Below are 23,031 nucleotides of genomic sequence, written 5' to 3'. Positions count from 1 at the left end.
GGGGCTTGACGGGTAAAGGCGGATCGGGCAGGTGCGTCGCATCCGCAGCGCTGCGAAGTTACCCTTGTATCTCCGCATTCCGAAGGGTCCAGACATGTCATCGACATCCCGTCTTGCCGGCCGCCGCCGGTTCCTGTTCCGCCTCCTGCCGGCAACCGCGCTGCTGGCCGCCGCACCCGCCGGCGCCGACTGGTGGGAACGCGGCCGCGAGGCCCTGGGAAGCCTGACCGGGGGCGACAATGGCAGCGCTCTAAGCCAGGACGAGCGCATCGACGCCCTGCGCGAGGCGCTGTCCATCGCCACCCGCAACGCCACCGGCGAACTGGCGCGCCACGACGGCTTCTGGGGGAATCCGGAGGTGCGCATCCCGCTGCCCGGGCTGGTGCAGTCCACGCGCGACACCCTCGACCGCTTCGGTGCGGCGGGCCCGGTCGACGACCTGCACGAACGCATGAACCGGGCCGCCGAGGACGCCGCCCCGCAGGCCCGCGAGCTGTTCCTGGACGCCATCGAGGACCTGACCCTGGACGAGGCCCGCGAGATCATCCGGGGCCCCGACGATGCCGCCACCCGCCACTTCGAGACCCGCATGAGCGACCCGCTGGCCGCGCGCATGGAACCGGTCATCGACGAAGCCCTGCGCGAATCCGGTGCCATCAGCGCCTACAACGACCTGCTGGCCGAGGTCGAGGACATCCCGTTCGTCGCCGACATCGCGTTCGATCCGGTGGACCACGTACTGGGCTACGCGATGTCCGGTCTGTTCGACACCCTGGCGAAGGAAGAGGCGGCGCTGCGGGCCGACCCGGTCGGGCGCGGCACCGAACTTCTGGAACGCGTGTTCGGAGGCGGCGAATGAATGATTCCGCCGCGGTCCTGACCGTGGCCCAGCTGAACCAGTGCGCGGACGGACTGCTGCGCGACGGGCTGGGATCGGTGCGGGTCGAGGGCGAGGTCTCCAACCTGCGCCGCTACCCGTCGGGCCACCAGTACTTCTCGCTGAAGGACGAGAACGCCAGCGTCAACTGCGTGCTGTTCCGCGGCAACGCGCGGCGCGCGGCGCCCTTCGCCGACGGAGATGCGGTGCAGGTCGGCGGGCGCGCCGGCATCTACCCGGCCCGCGGGCAGTTCCAGATCGTGGTCGAACGCCTGGAGCCAGCCGGCGAGGGACGCCTGCTGGCCGCCTTCCAGCGCCTGAAGAAACAACTGGAGGCCGAGGGCCTGTTCGACCCGGCGCGCAAGCGCCCGCTGCCCGCCTGGACCCACCGCCTGGGGGTCATCACCTCCGCCCAGGGCGACGTGCGCCACGACATCGAACGCACCCTGGCGCGGCGCTTCCCGCTGCTGCTGCCGGTCACCCTCTACCCCACCGCGGTGCAGGGCGCGGCCGCCGCCGACCAGATCGTCGCCGCGCTGGAACGCGCCGGCGCGGAGCAGGCAGTGGACGTACTACTGCTGGCCCGCGGCGGCGGCTCGCTGGAGGACCTGCAGGCATTCAACGAGGAGAACGTGGCGCGCGCGATCGCCGCCTGTCCGATCCCCGTGGTGACCGGCGTGGGCCACGAAAGCGACGTCACCATCGCCGATTTCGTCGCCGACCTGCGCGCCTCCACCCCCACTGCCGCGGCCGAGGCGGTCAGCCCCGACGGCCCGGCCCTGCGCCAGCAGCTCGGCGAGATCCGCGCCCGCCTGGAACAACGCCTGGAGCGCCGCATCACCACCGACCGCGCGCGCCTGGAGGCCCTGGCCACACGGCTGCAGCGCCGCCATCCGCGCCAGCTCCTCGAGCGCCACGACCAGCGCCTGGATGAACAGCGCGAACGCCTGCAAAGAGCCTGGCGCCTGAACCATGAACGGGCCGAGCAACGGGTGCATCGGGCTCGGCTGCGGCTGGCCGGCGCCTCCCCCGGGGCGCGCCTGCAGCAGGCCCGGCTGCGCCTGGAGCACCTGCACAACCGCCTGCAGCACCAGCGGCCCGATCGGGATCTGGCCGCGCGGCGCGAACACCTGCGACGCCTGCAGGCACGTCTCGAGGGGACGACCCGCCGGCAACTGGACGCGCAACGACGCCAGTTCGAGGCCAGCCGGCGCCAGCTGCGCTCCCTGGACCCGACCGCGGTGCTGCAACGCGGCTACGCCATCCTCGCCACCGAGGCCGGCGAGCTCCTGCGCGATGCCGCGGCGGTCTCCACCGGCAGCGCGGTCCATGCCCGCCTGGCCCGCGGCTCGCTGGAGCTGGCCGTAACGGGTACACATCCGCAGGGAACGGATGCCGGCGCCGAGTCAGACCGCAAGGCAGCCCCCGGGACCGCCAGCAACCGCCCGGCATCCCGCTCCGACGGAGACCCGTCATGACCGACACCGCCCCCCGCGACCCGTTCGTCCGCGGCCCTGCCGCACCCGACCCCGCCGCACTGGAACGCGAGGTGGCCGCGGCACTGGAGGAGGATCTCGGCCCCGGAGGCATGGCCGCCGACGTGACCGCAGCGCTGGTGCCGGCCGGGCGCCATGCGCGCGCCTCGCTGTGGCTGCGCGAGGACGCCGTCATCTGCGGCCAGCCCTGGGCGGAACGCGTGCTTGCCCGCCTGGACCCGAACCTGCGCATCGAATGGGCGGTCGCCGAGGGCGAGGCCTGCGCGGCCGAGACCCGGATCGCCCGCATCGAGGGCCCGGCCCGCGCGCTGCTGGCCGGCGAGCGCGCCGCCCTCAACCTGCTGCAGACCCTGTCCGGCACCGCCACCGAAACCGCTCGCTGGGTAGCGCGCCTGCAGGACCACCACGCGCGCATCCTCGACACCCGCAAGACCCTGCCCGGCCTGCGCCACGCGCAGAAGTACGCGGTGCGCATCGGCGGCGGCCACAACCACCGCCTGGGCCTGTGGGACGCGGTGCTGATCAAGGAAAACCACATCGCCGCCTGCGGCTCCATCGCCGCCGCGGTGCAGCAGGCGCGCACGCTGGGCGCCGGGCGCTGGGTGGAGGTGGAGACCGAAAACCTCGACGAGGTCGACCAGGCGCTGGCCGCCGGGGCCGACGTGATCATGCTGGACGAGCTGGAACCCGCGGATCGCGCCGAAGCGGTGCGGCGCATCCGCGGGCGTGCGATCTCCGAGGCCTCCGGCGGGGTCTCCGCCGCGACCCTGCTGGAAGTGGCCGACTCGGGGGTGGACTACATCTCGGTAGGGGCGCTGACCAAGCACCTGCGGGCGGTGGACCTGTCGCTGCGTCTCGACAGCGACGTCTGACGCCCTACCACCACTTCTCGTATTTCAGCTGCGCCTCGGGGATGCCCCACTCGCCGAGCAGCGTGGCCATGTCCTCGATGAACTCGCGCGAGCCGCAGAAATAGAACAGCGCATCGCGCGGCAGCTTTAGCGACTCCAGCAACGAATGCGAGATCCGCCCGGTGTGCCCCAGCCAGTCCTCCGCCTCGCGGGTCACGGTCAGGGTCACGTCGATGTTGTCGGCCTGCGCCAGGCGCTCCAGCTCCTCGGGGAACAGGACCTCGTCCTGACGCGCCACGCTGTAGACCAGGTGCGCATTCACGTCGGGGGCCGATTCGTGCACGTAGCGCAGGATGCTGAACAGCGGCGTCACCCCGATGCCGGCCCCCAGCAGCACCACGTTGTCGGCCATGCCGCGCTCGAAGAAGAACCCCCCCTGCCCCGGCGTGATGTAGACGGTGTCGCCCTCGCGCGCCGCGGTATGCAGGTGATGGGTAGCCGCATGGTGATCGGCGTACTTGATGGCCAGCTCCAGGCGGCCGTCATCGCGCGGCGCGGAGACCACCGAATAGCCGCCGACGAAGGGCTTCGCCTCGCCCTGCGGGATCACCAGATCCAGCCACTGCCCGGCACGCGAGACAAAACGCTGCGGATCCGCCGCCAGGGTGAAGGTCCGGATCAGCGGGGTCACCTGCTCGATGCGCTCGATGCGCGCCGGCATGAAGTGGTCGGGCAACGAGTCCGGGCCATGTTCCATTCGGGATTCCTTGTGGGTTGTCGGGATCGTTCAGGGGGTTGGTCCACCGGCACGGTGGCCCGGGGCGGACGGCGGGCTGACGGTCCGCGCGCTCAGGCTTGCGGGTCTTCGGGTTCGTCCGATTCGCCGCGCAGCTGGCGACGGGCCTGCTGGTACAGCGCCTCCTGCTCGGCGAAATCGAGCGCGGACAACGACTGGCCCCGGCCTTCGGCCAGGGCCTCCATGCGCCGATAGCGCGCCTCGAACTTGCGGGTACTCCCGCGCAGGGCGCCCTCGGGATCCACGCCCAGGTGGCGCGCCCAGTTGGACACCGCGAACAGCACGTCGCCGACCTCTTCGGCCACCGCGTCCGGATCGGCACCCGCGGCCACGGCCTCGTTCACCTCGGCCATCTCCTCATGGATCTTGTCGACCACAGGCCCGGCGTCGTCCCAGTCGAAGCCGTCACGCGCGGCCCGCCGCTGGGTCTTGACCGCGCGGGCCAGCGCCGGCAGCGCCAGCGGGATGTCGTCCATCGCGCTGGCATGGCCCCGCTGCTCGCGGGAGGCGGCCTTGTCGGCCTCCCAGGCTGCCTCGCGTTCGGCATCGTCACCGAAGGCGTGGCCGGCAAACACGTGCGGATGGCGCCGCACCAGCTTGTCGGCGATCCCGCGCGCGACGTCATCCAGATCGAAGCGCCCGGCTTCCTCGGCGATGCGCGCCTGGAAGACCACCTGAAACAGCAGGTCCCCGAGTTCTTCCCGCAGCTCGGCGGTGGAGGCCGCGTCACAGGCGTCACGCGCGACGGCGTCGGCCAGCTCATAGGCCTCTTCGAGGGTATGCGGGACGATACTCGCGGCAGTCTGCGCACGGTCCCAGGCACAGCCGTGCTCGGGGTCGCGCAGTCGCGCCATGATCTCGCGCAGCCGGGTCAGGGGGTTGGATTCCGTCATGTGCGGGCAGTGTACGGACCGCGGTCGGCCCGCGCCAACGCCCCGATCCCGTGACGGAAAAGCCGGCCCGGCGTGCCTGCACGCGCCGGGCTCCGACCGGGCTCCGGCCGGGGGTCGGTGCGGCCCGCTGCGACCCCGGCGGTGGCCTACTGCGGGTCGGCCGGGTTCAGGCGCGGATGGGTCTCCTCGCCCCACCACCAGACGGCTGCACCGGACAAGAACATGGCGATGGCCACGAACCAGAAACCCCAGTCCACCGTACCGCCCACATGGGCCACGATACCCAGCCCCAGCGCACCGATCCCGTAACCCAGGTCACGCCAGAAACGGTAGGTGCCGATCGCCGAACCGCGCCAGTTCGGATGCGCGATGTCGGCCACCGCGGCACTCAGGTTGGGATACAGCAACGCCATGCCGAAGCCGGTCACGGCCGCAGCGAACGACCACCAAAACACGCCCTGGCCGAGCAGGGTCAGGGCCACCCCGGCACCGCAGATCCACATGCCCCAGACGATCGGCTTCATGCGGCCAATGTGGTCAGACAGCCGTCCGGTGGCGAACTGGGAACCACCCCAGACGAAACCGTAGATCCCGACCACCCAGCCAATGGCCGCAAGGCTGAGCCCCTGCTGATAGAGGAACACCGGGTAGAACACCCACACCAGGGCATCCACGAACTTCTCCACCAGGCCGGCCTGGGAAAACGCGGCCATGCGGCGATCGCGCCAGGACATCAGGGTGAACACCTGCCAGGTCGTGGGTGAATCCGCGATGTTCTGCGGATAGCGCGCCACCGGCCCGTCGTTGCGGCCGGCGGCGTGGCGAGCCCCTTCGGCCTTCGCCCAATCCAGGGTCTCGCGCACCAGCAGCACGGTCATGAGGATCGCCAGCGCGATCACCACCAGACCGAAGATCAGCAGACCGACACGCGGACCGAACGCCGCCGCCATGTAGCCGGTAACAATCCCGGCGACCGCCACCCCGACATAGCCGGAGAACTCGTTCATCCCCATGGTGAAGCCGCGCTCGTCGGCCCGGGTGATGTCCATCTTGGCGGTCTGGGTCATCGACCAGGCCAGACCCTGGTTCACGCCCAGCAGCACGGTCGCCGCCACGATCCAGCCCCAGGTCGGGGCGTACAGGATCATGAACGGGATCGGGATGGCCGACAGCCAGCCCAGCAGCAGGACATTCTTGCGGCCCATGCGCTCGGACAGCCGGCCGGCGACGAAATTGAGCGCCCCCTTCACGATACCGAAGGCCACCACGAAGGCCGTCAGCAGCATGAACGAGCCCTCGGCGACGCCGAACTCCTCCTCGGCCAGGGCCGGGATGACCGTACGCATCATCCCGATCGTCAGGCCGACGAAGAAAACCTGGATCAGCTGCTGGCTGAACTGCCCGAGGTTTTCGCGGATGCCATGCGTAATGTGATCGTAGGCCTCGGCGGCCTTGTGCTTGTCCATGTTCCGGTTTCCTCTGGAAATGCGTTGTCTCGCGGCCGGGGCCCGGCCGCGTCAGTCCCGCTCGTCGGTCAGCGGCAGGCCCGCGTGGCGCCATTCCGCCACGCCCTCCTCCACGCGTTGCGCAGCGATCCCGTGCTCGCGCAGCAGGGCGACGGCCTCTTTCGCCATCAGGCAGTAGGGGCCACGGCAGTAAGCGACCACCGGGCGGTCGGCCGGCAGTTCCTGCAGGCGCTGATTCAGCTCTTGCAGCGGGATGGAGCGCGCGCAGGGGAGATGCCCGGCCGCGTACTCGACCCCGGGACGCACGTCCAGCACCACCACCTCGCCGCGCCGCGCCTGCTCCAGCAGCTCGTGGCCCGCGACCGGGGCCAGCTCGTCGGCGCATTCGGTCAGCTCGCGGGTGGCTGCCTGCAGTTCCAGAAGGCGCTCCTCGGCCAGCGAACGCAGCACCACCCAGAAGTCCGCGACGTGGCGGCCAGCGAGACGATAGTGGACATGACGCCCGGCGCGACGAGCCTCCACCAGACGGGCCTCGCGCAGGGCCTTGAGGTGGGCACTGGCCAGTTTGACGCTGATGTCGGTGTCCGCCGCCAACTGCTCGACGGTCTTCTCGCCCTGCACCAGCACCTCGATCAGCTCCAGGCGCCTGGGGCTGGCCGCGGCGCGCGTAATCCGCGCCACCTGCTCGTACAGCACATCCTTCAGTTCGCGCTCGTCCATCCCGGTGTAACTATCATTCCAATATTCTTTGGAATGAACGATACCGAGACCGGCCCGGCGACACAACCCCGGTTTCCACAGGCCCTTCGGCCCTTGTGCCTTTGTTGCGTGCCACCTATTTCTGAGTAAATTGGTCAACAATTCATTCAGCACATTCTGATTCGCTGAATGAAGCCACAATGCCCCCGGGCATCTTCCTCAAACCAAGGAGGACGTTATGAGCAACCTGATCCAGAACTTTCCGCCGGACGGCGTGGTGACCATCAACCGGGTCATCCTCAAGCCGGAATACAGCATCGACGACCTGCAGGAACGCGTGGCCGTACTGTGCGAGAACGTGAAGACCTACCACTCGGACAGCGGCTTTGTCGGCGGCTTCGTGGCCCTGAACTCGGGCTCGGTGTCCAACGAGGGTTCCACCATCGGCCAGGCCGTGGAGAGCCCGATGAAGGACAAGGAAGCGCTGATCATCACCTTCTGGCGCAGCTTCGAGGAGCACGAGGAGTCGCACCGCAGCGAGACCTTCCAGCCGCTGTTCCAGGAGGTCCTGGACCTGTGCGAGAACGGCAACGAGGAGATCGCCTACGAGATGTTGTGGTCCGGCGCGGCCTACGATCCCGAAGAGGCGAAGGCCGCGCGCGAGGCCAAGGAGACCCACGCAGCCTGATTCGGGCATCTCTCCGGACACCCCTTCGTACGAGAAGCGTGAACTTGCCGGGGCCTTCGGGCCCCGGCTTTTTTGTGCGCGAGCGGTTCTGCGCGAGCGGCTCCGGCGGGGATCACCGAGTCCGACGGGCGTCCTGCGGGGAGCGGGAAGTCAGTCGTGGTCGCGTTTTTCGGTGGAGCCGGACGAGGCCTCGGAATCCTCCGAGGCAAGGGTATGGGTCTCGGGATCGTAGCGATTCTTCAGTTCGTCCTTGAGGGTGCCTTCCCACAGCGGGATGCCGACGAAATACCCGGCGCGACCGATCAGGTGCGCGGCCACCGGCGCGGTGAGGATGATGAACACCACGATCGCCAGCGCCCGCGCGGTTACCGCACCATCATCGAAAAACACGGCGACGGCTACCACCATGGTCCCGCCCCCCAGAGCACCCGCCTTGGTCGTCGCGTGCATGCGCGTCAGCAGGTCCGGCATGCGCAGGGCGCCCAGGGCAGCCAGCAGCATCAGCAACGAACCCAGCAGCAACAGGAACGCGGTGAGCAGTTCAATCATCACTACGCTCCCCTCCCTTTTCCAGATAACGCGCGAAGCCCACCGCGGCGAGGAACGCGGTGAGTGCCAGGACCACGGCCACGTCGAGGAAGTTGGCCATGCGCGTGGCCACCGCATGGGTCGCGATGAACCCGACCGTCAACGATGCGATCAGCTCCAGCGCCACCACCCGGTCGGGCAGGCTCGGTCCCTTGATCAGACGGATGAAGATGATCACCAGCGCCAGGCTGAGGATCACGAAGGTCGCGGTCACGGCCCAGTCGAGAATCGGCATCAGTCGATCAGCTCCATCACGCGGCTTTCCAGGTCCTGCAGTTCGCGCCTCAGCTTGTCCTCGTCCTGCAGATACATCGCATGAATGTACAGCACCTTGCGATCGGTGGAGACATCCAGGCTGAGGGTGCCCGGTGTCACCGAGATCAGGTTGGCCAGCACGGTGATCTGGGCATCAGTATGGGCGCGCAGCGGGAATGCGATCACGCCGGGCTTCATCAAATGGGTGGGCGTGAGCACGTCCCAGGCCACTACCAGGTTGGCCTTGACCAGATCATAGATGAAGAAGCCGATAAACGAGATCACTTTCGGCACCTTCCAGAAGAAGCTGCTGTGATCCGCCTTGCGGTTGAACGCGACCCACAGCGCCAGATAGCTGAAAACCAGCCCGGCAAGCAGGCTGTTGGCCGTGAAGCTGCCGGTCAGCATCATCCAGGCCACCGCCAGCAGCAGGTTGAGTGCGAGCAGGTTCATCGCGCGTCGGCCCCCAGAATCGCCTCGACATAGGCATCCACATCCAGCATCTGCTCACCCGCTGCGATCGACAGCTGCAGGAACGGCTCGGCCGCCACGCCCATCAGCACCGCCAGCGCCGCCAGCGCCGCCACCGGACCGTACAGCAGCCACAGGCCGCCGCGGCCGGGCCAGGCGGCCCCGTTGGCGGGGGCCTCCTCGCCACGTGGATCGGCCTTCCAGAACGCCTCGGCCCAGATCTTCACCATCGAGTAGAACGTCAGCAGGCCGGTCAGCAGGGCGATGCCCACGATCCAGTAGGCTTCGATCTCCAGACCGGCGCGCACCAGCATCAGCTTGACCAGGAAGCCGGACAGTGGCGGCAGGCCGGCCAGCGACAGGGCCGAAATCAGGAACAGCACCGACAGCCCGGGGTGGGTACGGTACAGGCCACCCAGGTCCTTCAGCTCGTGCGTCCCGCGGGCGAAATAGGAGATCCCGCTGATCAGGAACAGGTTGGTCTTGACCACGCTGTGATGGATGATGAACAACAGCGATCCGGCGAGCGCCAGCGGCGTATGCAGCGCCAGCCCCATGATGATGTAGCCGATCTGGCTGACACTGTGGAAGGCCAGGATGCGGCGGAACTCGAACTGCGCCGCCGCGCCCAGCACGCCTACCAGCATGGTGAAGCCGGAACCCCAGAGCAGGATGGTCTGGGTGACCTCCGGGGCCTCGGTGAACATCAGGGTGAAGAAGCGGATCAGCGCATACACCCCGACCTTGGTCAGCAGTGCGGCGAAGATCGCGGAGATCGCCACCGGCGGGGTGTGGTAGGAGGCCGGCAGCCAGAAGAACAGCGGGAAGGCTGCGGCCTTGATGGCGAAGGCGACCATGAACAGTACGCCGACCACGGTTACCAGCCCGGTATTCTCGGCCTCGCCCATCTTCGCGGCAAGATCCGCCATGTTCAGGGTACCGAACATGCCGTAGGTCAGGCCTACCGCCGCCAGCAGAATCAGCGAGGAGATGAGATTGAGGGTGACGTACTTGATCGCCCCCTCCATCTGTGCGCGTTCCCCGCCCAGGATCAGCAGGGCGAAGGACGCGACCAGCAGGACCTCGATCCACACATACAGGTTGAAGATGTCCCCGGTCAGGAAGGCCCCTGCCACCCCGGCCAGCAGCAGCTGCAGCAGCGGGTGGTAGCCGAAGCGCTCGTGATCCGGCGTCATCGACACCAGCGAGTACAGGGCCACGATCAGCCCCATCACCCCGGTGAGCAGGACCATGGTCGCGCTCAGCAGATCGGCCGCCAGCACGATGCCGAACGGCGCCTGCCAGCTCCCCATGTGCATGGCCAGGACGCCATCATTCCACACCGCGACCAGCAGCCAGATACCGGACGCGGTCAGCGCCGCGCTGCCCAGCACGCCCACCGCGCGCTGGACCCCGCGCCATTGCCAGACGGCAAGCGCGAGGGCCCCGAAAAACAGGGGGATGATGACCGGAAGGGCGACCTCGATCCTCACGTGTCCGTATCCTTCATTTCGTCCAGGTCATCTGCACCCACGACCTCATAGGCGCGATGGATCAGCACCACCGCAAAGGCGAGCACACCGAAGCTGATGACGATCGCGGTGAGGATCAGGGCCTGCGGCAACGGGTCGGCCACCGGCCCTTCGGGCGTGAGCATGCCTTCGGGGATCAGCGGCGGCGCACCCCGGGTCAGCCCCGAGGTGGCAAAGATCAGCAGGTTGGCGGCGTTGGACAGCAGGATCAGGCCGATCACCAGCTTGACCAGGCTGCGCCGCAACATCAGGTAGGTGGCCGTGGCAAACAGCACGCCCACCAGGATCGCGAGCAGGGGTTCCGCAGTCATTCTTCCGCCTCCGCCAGGGCCAGGACGATGGTCAGCACGGTGCCGATCACCACGAGGTACACGCCGATGTCGAACACCAGCGGGGTGGAGAGCTTGAGCTCGCCGAACAGCGGGACCTCCACGTCCCACCACAGCGAGGTCAGATAGGCACGCCCCTGCAACAGCGCGGGCACTCCCGACACGGTCGCCAGCAGCAGACCGATGCCCAGCATGTTGCGCGGGTCGATGCGCAGGATGGCGCGCGCCTTGTAGACATCGAAGGCGAACATGTACAGCGCGAACGCCATCGCCGCCACCAGACCGGCGATGAACCCGCCGCCCGGCTCGTCATGGCCACGCAGCAGCAGGAACACCGAGAACAGCAGCAGCAGTGGCAGCAGCAGCCGCGTCCCCGTCTGCAGGATGAGCGAGCCGGCCATCATGACTTGCGGTCCTCCGCGCGGAACTTGATCATCGCGTACACGCCCACCGCCGCCAGCGCGAGCACGAACAGCTCGCCCAGGGTATCCAGGGCGCGGAAGTCGACCAGGATCACGTTGACGATGTTGCGCCCGTAGGCCGACGGCTCGGACTCGGCGATGTGGTATTCGGAGATCGCCGGGAAGTACTGCACGCCCAGGGTGGCCATCAGGACCGCGGTCATGGTCACGCCCACCACCAGCGAGGCGATCACGTCACGCACCCGCGTCAGCGGATTGGAGAACTTCAGGAACCCGGGCAGGCGGAACAGCACGAGCACCAGCAGGATCACGGTCAGGGTCTCCACCAGGACCTGGGTGATGCCCAGGTCCGGCGCGCTGAAGAACACGTAGATCAGCGACACACCGAAACCGATGATGCCCAGCGAGGCCACCGCCGCCAGACGCGAGTTGGTGGTCGCCACGAACAGCGCCGCCAGCGCCACCAGCGCGGCGATCACCCACTCGTGGACCAGGATGTCGGCGAAACTGACCGTGATCTCAAGCCCGCCCAGGGTGGCGAAGGTCGCCAGCACCAGGGCCACGGTGGTCAGCATGGTCACCATCACGTAGGTGCGCAGGTAGCCGTTCTGCAGAACGCGGGTCTGGAACGCCGAGAACCACACCAGCCCGTCCATGAAACGATCGTAGCCGCGCTCCGGCGCAACCCGGAACGCCGGCGCCATGACCCGGCCGATCCCGGCGCGCACCGAATCCCAGAAGCGATAGATGACCAGACCCGCGGCGAGACTCAGCAGGGACAGGCCCAGCGGCAGGTTGATGCCGTGCCACAGCTTGAGCTGCATCTCCGGATCGGCGCCGTGGATGGAGGTGGCCGTGGCCACCACCAGCGGCTGCGCCAGGGCCGGGAAGATGCCGAAGATCAGGCCCAGGGTGGCCAGCACCGCCGGACCGGCGAGCATCGCACCGGGCGATTCATGCGGCGTGCGCGCGTACTCCGGGCGTGCGCCGAAGAACGGCCGCAGGCCGACGATGGCGGCCACGGCCACCACCAGGATCGCCGAAGCCACCGCCAGCAGCGGCAGGACCACGCCCAGCGCGTCCGGCGCACCCAGCGCCGCCTCGAGCATCAGCTCCTTGCCGACGAAACCGAACAGCGGCGGCAGCCCGGCCAGCGACAGCGCGGCAATCACCGAGAAGGCGGCGGTCAGTGGCATCGCGCGGCGCAGCCCGCCCATGTTCGGGACTTCCTTCTCGCCGGTGCCGTGGTCGATGGAACCGGCGAGCATGAACAGCGCGCCCTTGTACAGCGAGTGCGCCAGAAGGAAAGTCGCGCCGGCCATCGCGGCGTAGGGCGAATCGATGCCGATCAGCATCGTCAGCGTGCCCAGCGCCATCACCGTGGAGTAGGCCAGCAGCTTCTTGATCTCGGTGCTCTGGATGGCCATCCAGGCGCCGGTGAACATGGTCACCGCGCCAAACAGGCCGAGTGTCCAGGTCCACAGTTCGGTGCCGCCCAGCTCCGGATTCAGGCGGGCCATCAGGTACACGCCCGCCTTCACCATGGTGGCGGAATGCAGGTAGGCCGACACCGGCGTGGGCGCGGCCATCGCATTCGGCAGCCAGAAATGGAACGGGAACTGCGCCGACTTGGTGAAGGTACCCAGCAGGATCAGGATCACCAGCGGCAGATACAGCGCATGCTCGTGCAGCGAATCTTCGCCGGCGAGGATCTCCGAAAGCTCCCAGGAGCCCGCCGCCATGCCCAGCAGCACCAATCCGGCCAGCAGGGCCAGGCCACCGCCGACGGTCACGATCAGGCCCTGCAGGGCGGCCTTGCGCGCCTTCAGCTGCTCGTGATTGAAGCCGATCAGCAGGTAGGAGGTGATGCTGGTCAGCTCCCAGAAGATGAACATCAGGATGATGTTGTCCGCCAGGACCAGCCCCAGCATGGAGCCCATGAACGACAGGATCAGGACATAGAAACGTCCGAGATCCCGGTGGCCTTCCAGATAGCGTCCGGCATAACTGACCACGAAAACGCCAATGCCCGCGATCAGCAGGGCGAACATCAGCGACAGGCCATCGATCAGGAAGGAGAACTGGACGTCCAGCCCGGGCATCCACTGCCAAGCCAGACGCACGGTTTCGCCGGCCGCCACAGTCGGGACGAAACTCGCGAAATAAACGAACAGGGCCGCCGGCAGCAGGGCCAGAACCCAGCCGCTGTGGCGCCCGGTCGCCCGATGCACCACGGGCGCCAGCGCCGCCACCACGAAGATTGAAAGAATCGCGAACAGCATCCAGACGGGGGTCCTGAAAGGGGATCGGGGAGCGCCCGCCGGGCGCCCGTCACGGAAGCGGGAAGGCTACCGGGTCAGCCCCGACAGCGCAACAGACCCCACCCCCGGCCGGAGGGTCAGTTCAGCCAGTCACTGCGCCGACGGCGGGTCGGCAGGCGTGTGAGGATGATCCCCAGGATCGCGCTGCCCACGGCGACTGCAGCCCCGGTCATGAACCAGCGCCGGTCGCTGTCGGCGCGCATCACTTCGACCTGACGCCGGTAGTCCTCGGCGGCCTCGCGAGTCTCCAGGAGTTCCTCTTCCAGGCGCTCGTTGCGCCGCTGGATTTCCTGTGGCCGTTCGGCAATGTCGCGCAGCTCCTCGAGCTCTTCCTGCATGCCGGCCATGCGTTCGGACTGCTCTTCGACTTCGCGCTGCAGTGCATTGCGCTCGTCCAGCAGTTCGGCGATGCGGCCTTCCTGGTCGTCGGCGCCGGAACGGATCTCGGCCAGTTCCTCTTCCACCTCCGCGAGGCGTTCGCGCGCATGCGGCTCGTCCTGCAGGTAGCGGGTCAGGATCCATGCCTCGTTGCCACTGGGCAGACGGATACGGCTGTAGCCGCCGTCGTCCTCCAGCACCTGCACCTGGTCACCGGCATCCACCGAACTGACGATCCGCCCGCCCTGCGGACTGCTGTAAACGGCCGTCTCCAGACTGTCCGAGACGTATCGCGTCTGCGCCGCAGCCGGCGCAGTGCCTGCGACCATCAGGGCCCCCGCCAGCGACAGCACCACCAGCCCGTTTCGGATCTGCAACCTGCGCACCATGCCTTGCCTCGTCATTGGCCGCGCCCGAGCGGGGCGCGGCGATGTTTCGGAAGAGGGATCATTCTAGGGAAACACTGACCAATGTACACGCATCCCTCCGGCTTCCGGTGACACGGTTCACGCCCCGTTGCGGCGCGCGGCCAGCCAGCGCCGGATGGCGGCCGGCACGAAGATGATCAGCTCGAAGGTCGCCGGCAGCAGACGCCGCAGTTGACAGGCCCCTACCGCCGCCAGGTACAGGATGCCCGCGAGCACGCCGAGCCCGGCACTCAGCACACCCCCGGCGAGGATGCGGGTCGCCTGCAGAAAGCCCACCACCCACACCGGCACCAGCGCCAGCAGCAGCGGAATCAGCAGCCCCAGCGCCGCCCCCACCAGCTGTTCGGCATGACGGATGCCGGGCGGGAGGCCGCGCTCCTCGCCTTCCAGCAGCAGGGACACCAGTTCGTGCTGGTACACCAGCCAGTCGAGATGAAAACCGGTGAGTGCTGACACGCCGGCCACCAGGATCAGTACCGCGATGGACAGCGCAGCCAACGCCCGGGGCGCCCATCCTCCGCCCTCCATCAGGGCCTGCGGCAGGACGCGAGTCACGCCCCGGGTCTCGGCCAGGATCCACCCCGCCAGCACCGCGATGCCCAGCAGCAAATACAGCATCCATTCGGATCCCGGTGCCAGGAGCATCCCGGTATCCGAAGGCTCGGGGAACATGCCGGCCAGCGCCGGGCCGAACACATGCTGGTGGATCACCACAGCCAGCGCGGCCAGGGCCAGCCCGGCCGCCCCCATCAACCACTGGGTCGCCGCCTGGGCATGGGCCGGGAGGGCGCGCCGGACCGGACGGTCGACCTCCTCGCAGCGGTTCAGTGCCCGGTCCAGACGCTCGCCCTGGCGTTCGAGCCGTGCCAGGCGTTCCTGCACCCGCTCCAGACTGCCGACCATCTCGCGCAACGGGCTGTCGGCGCGCCGCCGGGCCGACAGCAGCGCGCTGGCGGAACGACGCTGCTCCTCCAGCCCGGAGCGGGCGATACGCAGTATGGTGTCCTCCATGTCCTGCGCCAGGCGCCGGCTTTCCGGCGTATCACTGGCAGGACCGCGCGCCAGGGCCTCCAGCCGTTCGACCCATTCGGGCTCCTGGATCAGCCGCTGCTCGTCGCGCTGATAGGCCTCGTCCAGCACGCGCAGCGTGTCGCGCGCCTGCTGCCGCAATGCCGGCAACTGGGCGAGGTCATGCCCGACCATCTCGGCATAACGACGCTCCAGCGCCTCTACCGCGGAATGGATGCGTTCGGCCTCCAGGCGCTCCAGATGCCCCCCATGCCAGTCGCGCACCGCATCCCGCAGATGCAGGACCTGGCGTCGCAGGGCGCACACACCCCGTGCGACCGCACCCGCCAGCGCCACGAGAAAACGCCGTAGCGGTTGGCGCGCAAGATCCAGCACGCCGATGGCGATCACGATCGCCAGGATCCACAGCAGGACGGTAACCGCCACTCTTCCCCCTTTCGGTCCGCACCCGAAGCGACCGGAAGGCCGGCGTCCCCGGGAACGGTTTCGCGGTCTGTATGATGATCACGATTATGCACGACCCGTACCCGGCTCGCCGCCCGCACCACCGACGCAGGGCGATCGTCCCGGCCTCAAGTTCCGCGGGGCCGCGCCGATACCCCGATTAAATCTTCGGAGGATCCGCGATGCTTGATCTCGATCTCCTGTCCGGCCCGTCGGTGACCACCCGCGAGGAACCGGAATGGCTGGACACCGGCTTCACCGCGGGCTGGATTCCGGCCTTTCGTCACCGGGGCAACGGCCAGGTCCATGCCAGCCATCTGGAGGACGGGCGCCTGGCCAGCGCCCACATCCTGGACACCCTGCCCGCCGAGTGGGTGGCCGAACGCGACGCCCGGGGGCGCCCCGGCGCCCTGGTCCCGGAAGTCCAGGCCGGCTATCTGCGCGGGGACCGTTTCTTTACCCTTGCGGAGTTGCTGCGCTACCCGGCCGACGCCTGAACCGGCCTTTTCCCGCCGCCGTGCAACGCGGCGGGAATTGCTTTTGCCCGCCGGTTTCGGTCCAATACCGGGCTTTTCCCCCGAGCATCTTTCAATGCAGAAGAATCAGTACGATCGCGACGAACTCCTGGCCTGCGGCTACGGCAACATGTTCGGCCCGGGCAATGCTCAGCTGCCGGTGCCCAACATGCTGATGATGGACCGGGTCACGGAGATCAACAGCGACGGCGGGCAGTTCGGCAAGGGCGAGATGGTGGCCGAGCTGGATATCCACCCCGATCAGTGGTTCTTCGCCTGCCACTTCCCGGGCGATCCGGTGATGCCCGGCTGCCTCGGGCTGGACGCGATGTGGCAGCTGGTGGGCTTCTATCTGGCATGGCTGGGCAATCCGGGGCGCGGACGCGCGCTGGGCGTGGGCGAGGTGAAGTTCACCGGCCAGGTGCTCCCCACCGCGGAGCGGGTCACCTACCATGTGGAAATGAAGCGGGTGATCTCGCGCAAGCTGGTGCTGGGAATCGGCGACGGCACGGTGCAGGTGGACGGCCGCACGATCTACGAGGCCAGTGACCTGCGCGTCGGCCTGTTCACCTCCACCGAGAATTTCTGAGCGGCGTCACCCGGCAGCCGCGCCCGAGCCCCGTCCCGGGGCCGGGGGCAGCCCCAGAACGTCCCGATGCCCGACGCGCAGGCGGCAGCCATCGCCGATCACTGCATCCCGGCGCCGCCCGGCCCAGGCCCGAAAGTCCCCGCCCCGCGCGGGCTCCATGGCAGCCGCCGCTTCGGCCCAGCCGTCGATCAGGGCCCGCACCAGCGCCGGCCTGGCCGCATCCAGCTCCCACGGTGAGGCGGCCGCCTCCACGCGATAACCATGACGCTCCAGCGCTCGCTCCAGGTGCATCGCCGCCCCCGGCCCCAGCGCCGGCCCGAAACCCTTGTCGGTGCCCTGGTGGCGATTGACCGCCGCCAGCAGGGCCGCATCCTCCGGGTCCGGCTGCGACCATTCGATCCGGCCGTCGTAGCTCAGCGCGAACAGGACCGCGGCCCCGCGCGCGGCACAGGCAGCGACCAGTGCATCCAGCCACCGGGCCGAGACCAGATCCAGCAGCGCCGCGCCGGTCACCAGCAACGGGTCGGGCGCCGCGCCCGGCAAGGCCGGAGGCGCGGCAGCGAAGTCCTCCACCCGCAGGTGTTCCACGCGTTCACCGCCGGCGTCGCGGCGCGCCGTGTCCAGCAGGGAGGCATCATGATCCACCAGGGTCCAGAGCTGCGGGTCCGGAAGCCGGGGAGCCAGCCAGCGCAGATTCGAACCGGTGCCGGCACCCGGATCCAGCACCCGCAACGGTGCCTCGTGCGCTCCCCGAACTCGCACCACCCACTCCGCGAGCGCGTCGGCCAGGGACGCCGGGCGCGCCGCATGATCCACGGGCTCGCGCAGGCCCAGCCACTCGCGATCGAAGTGCTCGCTCATGGCGTCAACTCGCGCAACGCCCGATCCATCGCGATGACCGCCTGTGGCCAGTCGGGCATCTGCCGCGCGGCCCGCCGGCCGGCGGCCCCGGTGGCGCGCCAGGCTTCCGGGCGATCGAGATAATCCGCCAGCGTGGCGCGCAACGCCGGGACGTCGCCCGGCGGCAGGCGCGCGCCGGCGGCCGCGGGCACGGTGTACGGGATCGCACCGCCGGTGGTGGCGATCACCGGCAGGCCACGTGCCATGGCCTCGGTGTACACCATGCCGAAACCCTCGTATGCGCTGGGCAGGACGAACAGCGACGCGCCGTCGAACCAGGCGTCCAGGCCGGCCTCGTCGCAGGTTCCGGTGACGGTGACCCGGTCCCGCAGACCGTGATCCTCGATCTGCTGGCGCAGGCGACGCACGAATCCCGGGTCGCGATCCGCCGGCCCGGCCAGTACCAGATGCCAGGCGCGATCCGTCAGTCCGGCCAGCGCGGCGATCAGGTGGTGCTGCCCCTTGCGCGGGATCAGGGCCCCCACCGCCAGCAGGCGGGGCGGCTCGCCGGGACCGGGCCCCGATGCCGCCGCCTGACGTTCCACACCGGGCGGGACCACCCGTAGAAGCGGACGCTCGATACCCCAGTCAGCCAGCACGTCGGCGGTGTACGCGCTGGTGGTGACGACCCCGCGGCTGCTTCGCAACCCGGCCCGCTCCAGCGCGAGGAGCTCGCGGCTGCGCGCGGGTTCCAGGCCGGTCTCCAGCCCGAGCGGGTGATGCACCAGCGCGAGCAGACGCAGCCGCTGCGCGTGGCGCTCGAGCACCTCGGGGAAGGCGCCGCCCGCGAGGCCGTCGACCAGCACCCGCTGGCCGTCGGGGGCCGCCGCCAGGGCCGCATCCAGCGCCGCCGCAGCGTCCGCGGAAGGTCCGGGGAAGTCGCCCTGAAGCTCGTCAACTGCCGTCTTCCAGCCGCGCTCGCGCAGGCCCGCCAGCATGCGCGCATCGAACCGGTAGCCACCGGTGGGCTGATCCAGCGCCCCGGGAACCAGCAGGCGCAGATCGGCGGCCTCGCTCAAGGAGCCGCCTCGTAGGCGGCCCAGGCCACGTGGGATTCGTGCAGGGTCACGCAGACCGCGTCCAGGCCCCGTGCGGAAGCGCCGAGACGCTCCTCGTGGATGGCGGTGGCGATGCGTCCGTGAATCGCCCGGGCGAGAAATTCGGTCGTGGTGTTCTGCCCCTCGAACTCGGGTCGGTCGTCCAGGTTCTGGTAGTTCAGTTCGGCCAGGATGCTGCGCAGCACCTCGCCGGCCCGGCCGATGTCGACCACCAGACCATCGTCATCCAGCTCGGCCCGGCGGAAGGTCACGTCCACCACGTAGGTGGCGCCGTGCAGGTTCTGCGCGGGACCGAACACCTCGCCGGCGAAGCTGTGGGCAATCATGAAGTGGTCGCGGACGTTCAGGCTGTACATACAGAAGTCGCTCCTTAGACCCACACGGGGTCGGGATCGGGATAACGGATGCGATGGCACAGTGTCGTGGCGGCCTCGGGCCCGGCTACCCGCGGCATCACCCGCGGCAGATCCTCGAAACGATCCTCGCCGCTGATCAGGACCTCCAGCGCCGGATCGGCGAGCAGCTCCAGCGCCAGCGCCAGACGCCGGTGGTAATCCCAGCGCGCGGCGCGTGCCGGCGGGATACGGCCCACCTGGCTGCTGCGCAGCTCCAGACGCCGCGAATGGAACCCGGCGCCCAGCGGCAGGCTGACCGGCGCATCGCCATACCAGCTGGCCTCCACCACCCGGGCCTCGGTGCCCGCCAGCTCCAGCGCCTGCACCAGCCCGTCGCCCTGACCGCTGCAATGGATCACCGCATCGCGCGACGCGGCCGGCAGGGTCTCGCGGGCCGCCGCCGGTGTGTGCAGGGTCAGCCCCAGCGCCCGCGCCGGTTCCGCCCGCGCGGGCTCGGGGTCAATCAGATCCACCCGGGCGCCCGGGATCGCACGGATCAGCCAGGCGCACAGGAACCCGACCACGCCCGCACCGATCACCGCCACCCGGTCGCCGGGACCCACCCCGGCGTCCCACACGATGTTCACGGCCGTTTCCATGTTCGCCGCCAGTACCGCGCGCGCGTCCGGGACGGCGTCCGGGATCGGCACCAGCATGGAATCCGGTGCGTTGTAACGGTCCTGGTGCGGGTGCAGACAGAACACCCGTTCGCCGGCACGCTCGCCGGACTCGACCACGCCCGCGCTGATGTAGCCGTATTTCACCGGCGCCGGGAAGTCCCCTTCCTGCAGCGGTGCCCGCATCGCGGTGTACTGATCCGGCGGTACCCGCCCGCGGAACACCAGCGACTCGGTGCCGCGCGAGATCGCGCCATAGCGGGCCCGCACCCGGCACTCCCCGGAGGCCGGCGGCGGCAATTGCGCATCGCGGATCTCGCCCTCGCCGGGCGCGGTGATCCAGAAGGCTCGTGCGCGGTTCATGCGGGCTTTCGCGACCAGAGGGACACTGCGCCATCCTCCCGGTGAATGAAGCCTGCAGTGTAGCCGAGGAAAGCCCGTCCATGCCCGCCCCCACCGCCCTGCACAGGCCGCTCCGCGCCACCGATCTGGTTCTCGGCGGACTGCTGGCGCTGGGCGTTGCGACGCTCATTACGGCCCTGACCCCGGTCGCCCCCGCTCTGCTGCCCGCAACCGCCCTGCTCTGGGCGCTGCTGTGGGGGCTGCTGGTGACCGGTGCCAGGCACGCCGGCGGTCTGCCCGCGGTCCCCGGCCCCGGCAACCGCGTAACCCTGATGCGCGCGGCCCTCGCGGCCCCGGTCGGGGGCCTGGCGCTCCTCGCACCGATGCCCGCGCTCCCCCTGCCCGATGCCGGACTGGCCTGGGTCGTCGTCCTCGCCCTGCTGGTGCTGTTACTGGATGGGCTCGACGGGGCCGTGGCTCGGCGCAGCGGCACCGCGTCGGCATTCGGTGCGCGCTTCGACATGGAACTGGACGCAGCACTCATCCTCGCGCTGTCCGTGCTTGCGTGGCAGCCCGGACCCGCTGGCCCCTGGGTGCTGGCGATCGGGGCCATGCGCTATCTGTTCGTGCTGGCCGGGCGCGTTCTGCCCTGGCTGCGCGCGGAGCTGCCGCCCAGCCGGCGCCGCCAGGCGGTATGCGTGCTGCAAACCCCGGCCCTGCTGGTCGCCCTCGCCCCGACGGTTTCGACGTCAGTTGCCATCGCCGCCGCGGGCTTCGCCCTCGCCGCGCTGACGGTTTCATTTGCCGTGGATATCGTCTATCTGTATCGGAAGAAGTCCGGTTCACGCCCACAGGCCCCGGAGGAGACACCATGAGCCATCGATTCCCCACCCTGGCCGCCACGGCCCTGTTGACCCTGGCGTGGATGTTGCCCGGCGCCAGCCTGGCGATGGACGAATGGGAGATCGACCCCGAGCACTTCGCGGTCGGGTTTCTGGTGGATCATGCCGGATACGCCCGGGTGCTCGGCATGTTCCTCGAGGCCGAGGGGGCCTTCATGTTCGATCCGGACACGGGCGACCTGGGAGAAGGGTACTTCGTGGTACAGACCGACAGCGTGTTCTCCAACCACGAGGAACGCGACGATCATCTGCGCAGCGATGACTTCCTCGACGTGGAAAACCATCCGGAGATGCGCTTCACCGCCACGGACTACGAACCCACCGGGGAGGACAGCGGGCAGCTGACCGGTGATCTGGAACTACTGGGCGAAACCCGGCCGATCACCCTGGACGTAACCATCAACAAGGTCGGACGCTACCCGTTTCCGCTGGGCGGCATCTTCTCCCGCCCCTACGTGCTGGGCGCCTCGATGCGGGGCGAATTCCAGCGCAGCGACTTCGGCATGGACTACGGTCTGATCCGGGACATCGTGGGGGACACGGTGGAACTGATCATCGAATTCGAAGCGCAGCGGCAGTAGCTGCCCGCAGCAACCGCCCGGGAAAATTCGGAGACCCGAGCCGGGTCTCCGAGACTGCCTTCAGGCCGTGGTGTTGACCAGCGTACCGACGTTGTCGGGCAACGCCTCTGCCGCGCCGGCCGTCGCCTGCACACCGGCATTCCCCGAAGCTTCGGGCATGCCTTCCATCAACTGCGTCACCGCAGCCTCTTCGGCCTCCATGGCACGATTCATCACCGCGATATCTTTCTGCTGCATCAGGTTTGCCTGCTGCAGCTGCACGGATTGAGAAACCGCTGCATTGACATCCATGGGCACCTCCTTCGCATTGGCGGGCACTTCCGAATACACAAACCGCCCGCACCGGCCCTAACGGCAGGTCCCGGTCATCCTTGAGCCTCGTCTCCGGCCATCTTTGCCTCTGCCACCGGGCGCGCCGTGAACCGCCGCATCACGCCCCGCGCGACCCGATCCTGCGGATCGATGGCAAACCCTGCCGCCTCCACGCTCGCCTCGGTATCCCGGTTGGGATGACAGCCCCCCGCCACGCAGGTCCAGGCCGGCTGCACCCGGTCCTGCATGCGGGCGAGCATCGGCCGTGTATGCCGCACGTGCTCCAGCATCCGCAGTTCCCCGTCTGCCCGCAGGACCCGGCGCACCTCGCCCAGAGCAGCCGGCGGATCCTGCACCGAACAGAACACCAGCCCGGAAACCACCGTATGAAAACGCTCCCCGACAAACGGCAGGGCCTCGGCGCGGGCCACCACCAGCGGGACATCGGGAGCGCGACGCCGCGCACTCCGCAACGCGAGGAAATCCGGCTCCACGCCAATGACTTCCGCCCCCTGCGGATACAGCGGCAGGTTGCGCCCGGTTCCGCAACCGACCTCCAGGATCCGTCCCCGGGCCCCGGAGACCAGGCGTGTCCGCCAGCGACGCAGGCCCAGCGCATCGGCCAGCACCATGAAGCCATCGTAGAGCCAGGGGATCTGTTCCAGTCCGCGCATGTCCGTCGTTCCGTATTGATTCACCGCCAGAGAAACCGTGAACTGTATCGCATGTCGCACCCGCAACCGGAACCTCTCTCCGGTTATCCCGTCACAGCTAACGAGTGGTGACGAAAAACCCTCCACGGGTGTTTCCGTAACCCCGGTCACGATGTGGCCACTGCATGGTGTTGACCCGGTCCC

Annotated in this window: 27 protein-coding genes; 8 read left to right on the top strand and 19 right to left on the bottom strand. The window is 68.9% G+C overall.

Features of this window, described 5'->3' with window-relative positions; translation table 11 throughout:
- Window positions 1–94: 94 nt before the first annotated feature.
- The 3 genes from D577_RS0108110 to nadC are packed head-to-tail and all read left to right on the top strand — an operon-like array spanning window position 95 to window position 3,245.
- Window positions 95–859: a DUF4197 domain-containing protein gene (locus D577_RS0108110; RefSeq protein ID WP_018947007.1), complete on the top strand. Its 765-nt coding sequence runs from the start codon at window positions 95–97 to the stop codon at window positions 857–859.
- Complete coding sequence (gene xseA, locus D577_RS0108105) at window positions 856–2,355, top strand: exodeoxyribonuclease VII large subunit (protein ID WP_018947006.1); 1,500 nt, start codon at window positions 856–858, stop codon at window positions 2,353–2,355. The genes D577_RS0108110 and xseA overlap by 4 nt, the downstream gene beginning before the upstream one ends.
- Window positions 2,352–3,245, top strand: coding sequence for a carboxylating nicotinate-nucleotide diphosphorylase (gene nadC / locus D577_RS0108100; protein ID WP_018947005.1), 894 nt, complete (start codon window positions 2,352–2,354; stop codon window positions 3,243–3,245). The genes xseA and nadC overlap by 4 nt, the downstream gene beginning before the upstream one ends.
- 4 nt (window positions 3,246–3,249) lie before the next feature.
- Here nadC and D577_RS0108095 read toward each other — a convergent pair whose 3' ends face one another.
- The 4 genes from D577_RS0108095 to D577_RS0108080 all read right to left on the bottom strand — a co-directional run bounded on the left by D577_RS0108095 (window position 3,250) and on the right by D577_RS0108080 (window position 7,099).
- Entirely contained in the window at window positions 3,250–3,981 is a 732-nt protein-coding gene (locus tag D577_RS0108095) for a ferredoxin--NADP reductase (protein WP_018947004.1), read from the bottom strand.
- A gap of 92 nt (window positions 3,982–4,073) precedes the next feature.
- The gene (gene mazG, locus D577_RS0108090) at window positions 4,074–4,913 is read right to left on the bottom strand and encodes a nucleoside triphosphate pyrophosphohydrolase (protein ID WP_018947003.1); all 840 of its coding nucleotides are present in this window, start codon (window positions 4,911–4,913) and stop codon (window positions 4,074–4,076) included.
- 146 nt (window positions 4,914–5,059) lie between these two features.
- Window positions 5,060–6,379: an MFS transporter gene (locus D577_RS0108085; RefSeq protein WP_018947002.1), complete on the bottom strand. Its 1,320-nt coding sequence runs from the start codon at window positions 6,377–6,379 to the stop codon at window positions 5,060–5,062.
- 51 nt (window positions 6,380–6,430) lie between these two features.
- Entirely contained in the window at window positions 6,431–7,099 is a 669-nt protein-coding gene (locus D577_RS0108080) for a metalloregulator ArsR/SmtB family transcription factor (RefSeq protein WP_018947001.1), read from the bottom strand.
- 217 nt (window positions 7,100–7,316) lie between these two features.
- Between D577_RS0108080 and D577_RS0108075 the strand changes: the two genes are divergently transcribed.
- Window positions 7,317–7,766 carry a hypothetical protein gene (locus D577_RS0108075; protein ID WP_018947000.1) on the top strand — a complete coding sequence of 150 codons (450 nt, stop codon included), beginning with the start codon at window positions 7,317–7,319 and terminating at the stop codon, window positions 7,764–7,766.
- 150 nt (window positions 7,767–7,916) lie between these two features.
- On the opposite strand, the gene mnhG is transcribed toward D577_RS0108075, so the two are convergent.
- The 9 genes from mnhG to D577_RS0108030 form a co-directional block, all read right to left on the bottom strand.
- The gene (gene mnhG / locus D577_RS0108070) at window positions 7,917–8,315 is read right to left on the bottom strand and encodes a monovalent cation/H(+) antiporter subunit G (RefSeq protein WP_018946999.1); all 399 of its coding nucleotides are present in this window, start codon (window positions 8,313–8,315) and stop codon (window positions 7,917–7,919) included.
- Window positions 8,308–8,589, bottom strand: a complete 282-nt coding sequence (locus D577_RS0108065) for a monovalent cation/H+ antiporter complex subunit F (protein ID WP_018946998.1) — start codon at window positions 8,587–8,589, stop codon at window positions 8,308–8,310. Before D577_RS0108065 ends, mnhG begins: the two co-directional genes overlap by 8 nt.
- Window positions 8,589–9,062 carry a Na+/H+ antiporter subunit E gene (locus tag D577_RS0108060; RefSeq protein WP_018946997.1) on the bottom strand — a complete coding sequence of 158 codons (474 nt, stop codon included), beginning with the start codon at window positions 9,060–9,062 and terminating at the stop codon, window positions 8,589–8,591. Before D577_RS0108060 ends, D577_RS0108065 begins: the two co-directional genes overlap by 1 nt.
- Window positions 9,059–10,573: a Na+/H+ antiporter subunit D gene (locus D577_RS0108055; protein ID WP_018946996.1), complete on the bottom strand. Its 1,515-nt coding sequence runs from the start codon at window positions 10,571–10,573 to the stop codon at window positions 9,059–9,061. The genes D577_RS0108060 and D577_RS0108055 overlap by 4 nt, the downstream gene beginning before the upstream one ends.
- Window positions 10,570–10,923, bottom strand: coding sequence for a Na+/H+ antiporter subunit C (locus D577_RS0108050; RefSeq protein ID WP_018946995.1), 354 nt, complete (start codon window positions 10,921–10,923; stop codon window positions 10,570–10,572). Before D577_RS0108050 ends, D577_RS0108055 begins: the two co-directional genes overlap by 4 nt.
- On the bottom strand, window positions 10,920–11,345 hold the full coding sequence (locus tag D577_RS0108045; RefSeq protein ID WP_018946994.1) for a Na+/H+ antiporter subunit B: 426 nt from the start codon (window positions 11,343–11,345) through the stop codon (window positions 10,920–10,922). Before D577_RS0108045 ends, D577_RS0108050 begins: the two co-directional genes overlap by 4 nt.
- A complete protein-coding gene (locus tag D577_RS0108040) occupies window positions 11,342–13,645 on the bottom strand; it encodes a putative monovalent cation/H+ antiporter subunit A (protein ID WP_018946993.1) in 2,304 nt (767 codons plus the stop codon). Before D577_RS0108040 ends, D577_RS0108045 begins: the two co-directional genes overlap by 4 nt.
- Window positions 13,646–13,761: 116 nt before the next feature.
- Entirely contained in the window at window positions 13,762–14,451 is a 690-nt protein-coding gene (locus tag D577_RS0108035; protein ID WP_018946992.1) for a TIGR04211 family SH3 domain-containing protein, read from the bottom strand.
- Window positions 14,452–14,568: 117 nt separating this feature from the next.
- Entirely contained in the window at window positions 14,569–15,945 is a 1,377-nt protein-coding gene (locus tag D577_RS0108030; RefSeq protein ID WP_018946991.1) for a hypothetical protein, read from the bottom strand.
- Between the two features lie 200 nt (window positions 15,946–16,145).
- On the opposite strand from D577_RS0108030, the gene D577_RS0108025 reads away from it, so the two are divergent.
- A complete protein-coding gene (locus D577_RS0108025; RefSeq protein ID WP_018946990.1) occupies window positions 16,146–16,460 on the top strand; it encodes a hypothetical protein in 315 nt (104 codons plus the stop codon).
- Between the two features lie 94 nt (window positions 16,461–16,554).
- Complete coding sequence (fabA, locus tag D577_RS0108020; protein ID WP_018870193.1) at window positions 16,555–17,067, top strand: 3-hydroxyacyl-[acyl-carrier-protein] dehydratase FabA; 513 nt, start codon at window positions 16,555–16,557, stop codon at window positions 17,065–17,067.
- 6 nt (window positions 17,068–17,073) lie between these two features.
- Here the strand turns inward: fabA and D577_RS0108015 are convergent, their stop codons facing one another.
- Genes D577_RS0108015 through D577_RS0108000 form a run of 4 tightly spaced genes read right to left on the bottom strand, consistent with a single transcriptional unit; the run spans window position 17,074 to window position 20,400 of the window.
- Entirely contained in the window at window positions 17,074–17,928 is an 855-nt protein-coding gene (locus D577_RS0108015; protein ID WP_018946989.1) for a class I SAM-dependent methyltransferase, read from the bottom strand.
- Window positions 17,925–18,986, bottom strand: a complete 1,062-nt coding sequence (locus tag D577_RS0108010) for a glycosyltransferase family 4 protein (protein WP_018946988.1) — start codon at window positions 18,984–18,986, stop codon at window positions 17,925–17,927. The genes D577_RS0108015 and D577_RS0108010 overlap by 4 nt, the downstream gene beginning before the upstream one ends.
- The gene (locus D577_RS0108005) at window positions 18,983–19,381 is read right to left on the bottom strand and encodes a 6-carboxytetrahydropterin synthase (protein WP_018870196.1); all 399 of its coding nucleotides are present in this window, start codon (window positions 19,379–19,381) and stop codon (window positions 18,983–18,985) included. The genes D577_RS0108010 and D577_RS0108005 overlap by 4 nt, the downstream gene beginning before the upstream one ends.
- Window positions 19,382–19,395: 14 nt before the next feature.
- On the bottom strand, window positions 19,396–20,400 hold the full coding sequence (locus D577_RS0108000) for a zinc-binding alcohol dehydrogenase (RefSeq protein ID WP_018946987.1): 1,005 nt from the start codon (window positions 20,398–20,400) through the stop codon (window positions 19,396–19,398).
- An 80-nt stretch (window positions 20,401–20,480) separates the two neighbouring features.
- Between D577_RS0108000 and D577_RS0107995 the strand changes: the two genes are divergently transcribed.
- A complete protein-coding gene (locus tag D577_RS0107995; RefSeq protein WP_018946986.1) occupies window positions 20,481–21,254 on the top strand; it encodes a CDP-alcohol phosphatidyltransferase family protein in 774 nt (257 codons plus the stop codon).
- Window positions 21,251–21,862 carry a YceI family protein gene (locus D577_RS0107990; protein WP_018946985.1) on the top strand — a complete coding sequence of 204 codons (612 nt, stop codon included), beginning with the start codon at window positions 21,251–21,253 and terminating at the stop codon, window positions 21,860–21,862. Before D577_RS0107995 ends, D577_RS0107990 begins: the two co-directional genes overlap by 4 nt.
- 60 nt (window positions 21,863–21,922) lie before the next feature.
- Here D577_RS0107990 and D577_RS0107985 read toward each other — a convergent pair whose 3' ends face one another.
- Entirely contained in the window at window positions 21,923–22,153 is a 231-nt protein-coding gene (locus D577_RS0107985) for a putative motility protein (protein ID WP_018946984.1), read from the bottom strand.
- A 74-nt stretch (window positions 22,154–22,227) separates the two neighbouring features.
- Entirely contained in the window at window positions 22,228–22,848 is a 621-nt protein-coding gene (locus tag D577_RS0107980) for a class I SAM-dependent methyltransferase (protein ID WP_018946983.1), read from the bottom strand.
- Between the last annotated feature and the right edge of the window lie 183 nt (window positions 22,849–23,031).

Origin of the sequence: Thioalkalivibrio sp. AKL17, assembly GCF_000377885.1 — a bacterium.
GTDB lineage: Bacteria > Pseudomonadota > Gammaproteobacteria > Ectothiorhodospirales > Ectothiorhodospiraceae > Thioalkalivibrio > Thioalkalivibrio halophilus.
The sequence above is the reverse complement of the archived record's forward strand: the minus strand, read 5'-3'. Positions and strand labels throughout refer to the sequence as shown.

Excerpts from the sequence above, each read along its gene's own strand:
- D577_RS0108025 (WP_018946990.1), top strand. The coding sequence starts at position 16,146 with ATGCTTGATCTCGATCTCCTGTCCGGCCCGTCGGTGACCACCCGCGAG.
- mazG (WP_018947003.1), bottom strand. The coding sequence starts at position 4,913 with ATGACGGAATCCAACCCCCTGACCCGGCTGCGCGAGATCATGGCGCGA.
- D577_RS0107995 (WP_018946986.1), top strand. The coding sequence starts at position 20,481 with ATGCCCGCCCCCACCGCCCTGCACAGGCCGCTCCGCGCCACCGATCTG.
- D577_RS0108015 (WP_018946989.1), bottom strand. The coding sequence starts at position 17,928 with ATGAGCGAGCACTTCGATCGCGAGTGGCTGGGCCTGCGCGAGCCCGTG.
- D577_RS0108110 (WP_018947007.1), top strand. The coding sequence starts at position 95 with ATGTCATCGACATCCCGTCTTGCCGGCCGCCGCCGGTTCCTGTTCCGC.
- D577_RS0107980 (WP_018946983.1), bottom strand. The coding sequence starts at position 22,848 with ATGCGCGGACTGGAACAGATCCCCTGGCTCTACGATGGCTTCATGGTG.
- D577_RS0107985 (WP_018946984.1), bottom strand. The coding sequence starts at position 22,153 with ATGGATGTCAATGCAGCGGTTTCTCAATCCGTGCAGCTGCAGCAGGCA.
- nadC (WP_018947005.1), top strand. The coding sequence starts at position 2,352 with ATGACCGACACCGCCCCCCGCGACCCGTTCGTCCGCGGCCCTGCCGCA.
- xseA (WP_018947006.1), top strand. The coding sequence starts at position 856 with ATGAATGATTCCGCCGCGGTCCTGACCGTGGCCCAGCTGAACCAGTGC.
- D577_RS0108075 (WP_018947000.1), top strand. The coding sequence starts at position 7,317 with ATGAGCAACCTGATCCAGAACTTTCCGCCGGACGGCGTGGTGACCATC.
- D577_RS0108035 (WP_018946992.1), bottom strand. The coding sequence starts at position 14,451 with ATGGTGCGCAGGTTGCAGATCCGAAACGGGCTGGTGGTGCTGTCGCTG.
- D577_RS0108065 (WP_018946998.1), bottom strand. The coding sequence starts at position 8,589 with ATGCCGATTCTCGACTGGGCCGTGACCGCGACCTTCGTGATCCTCAGC.
- D577_RS0108005 (WP_018870196.1), bottom strand. The coding sequence starts at position 19,381 with ATGTACAGCCTGAACGTCCGCGACCACTTCATGATTGCCCACAGCTTC.
- D577_RS0107990 (WP_018946985.1), top strand. The coding sequence starts at position 21,251 with ATGAGCCATCGATTCCCCACCCTGGCCGCCACGGCCCTGTTGACCCTG.
- D577_RS0108040 (WP_018946993.1), bottom strand. The coding sequence starts at position 13,645 with ATGCTGTTCGCGATTCTTTCAATCTTCGTGGTGGCGGCGCTGGCGCCC.
- D577_RS0108050 (WP_018946995.1), bottom strand. The coding sequence starts at position 10,923 with ATGACTGCGGAACCCCTGCTCGCGATCCTGGTGGGCGTGCTGTTTGCC.
- D577_RS0108060 (WP_018946997.1), bottom strand. The coding sequence starts at position 9,062 with ATGAACCTGCTCGCACTCAACCTGCTGCTGGCGGTGGCCTGGATGATG.
- D577_RS0108095 (WP_018947004.1), bottom strand. The coding sequence starts at position 3,981 with ATGGAACATGGCCCGGACTCGTTGCCCGACCACTTCATGCCGGCGCGC.
- mnhG (WP_018946999.1), bottom strand. The coding sequence starts at position 8,315 with ATGATTGAACTGCTCACCGCGTTCCTGTTGCTGCTGGGTTCGTTGCTG.
- D577_RS0108085 (WP_018947002.1), bottom strand. The coding sequence starts at position 6,379 with ATGGACAAGCACAAGGCCGCCGAGGCCTACGATCACATTACGCATGGC.
- D577_RS0108080 (WP_018947001.1), bottom strand. The coding sequence starts at position 7,099 with ATGGACGAGCGCGAACTGAAGGATGTGCTGTACGAGCAGGTGGCGCGG.
- D577_RS0108045 (WP_018946994.1), bottom strand. The coding sequence starts at position 11,345 with ATGATGGCCGGCTCGCTCATCCTGCAGACGGGGACGCGGCTGCTGCTG.
- D577_RS0108000 (WP_018946987.1), bottom strand. The coding sequence starts at position 20,400 with ATGAACCGCGCACGAGCCTTCTGGATCACCGCGCCCGGCGAGGGCGAG.
- fabA (WP_018870193.1), top strand. The coding sequence starts at position 16,555 with ATGCAGAAGAATCAGTACGATCGCGACGAACTCCTGGCCTGCGGCTAC.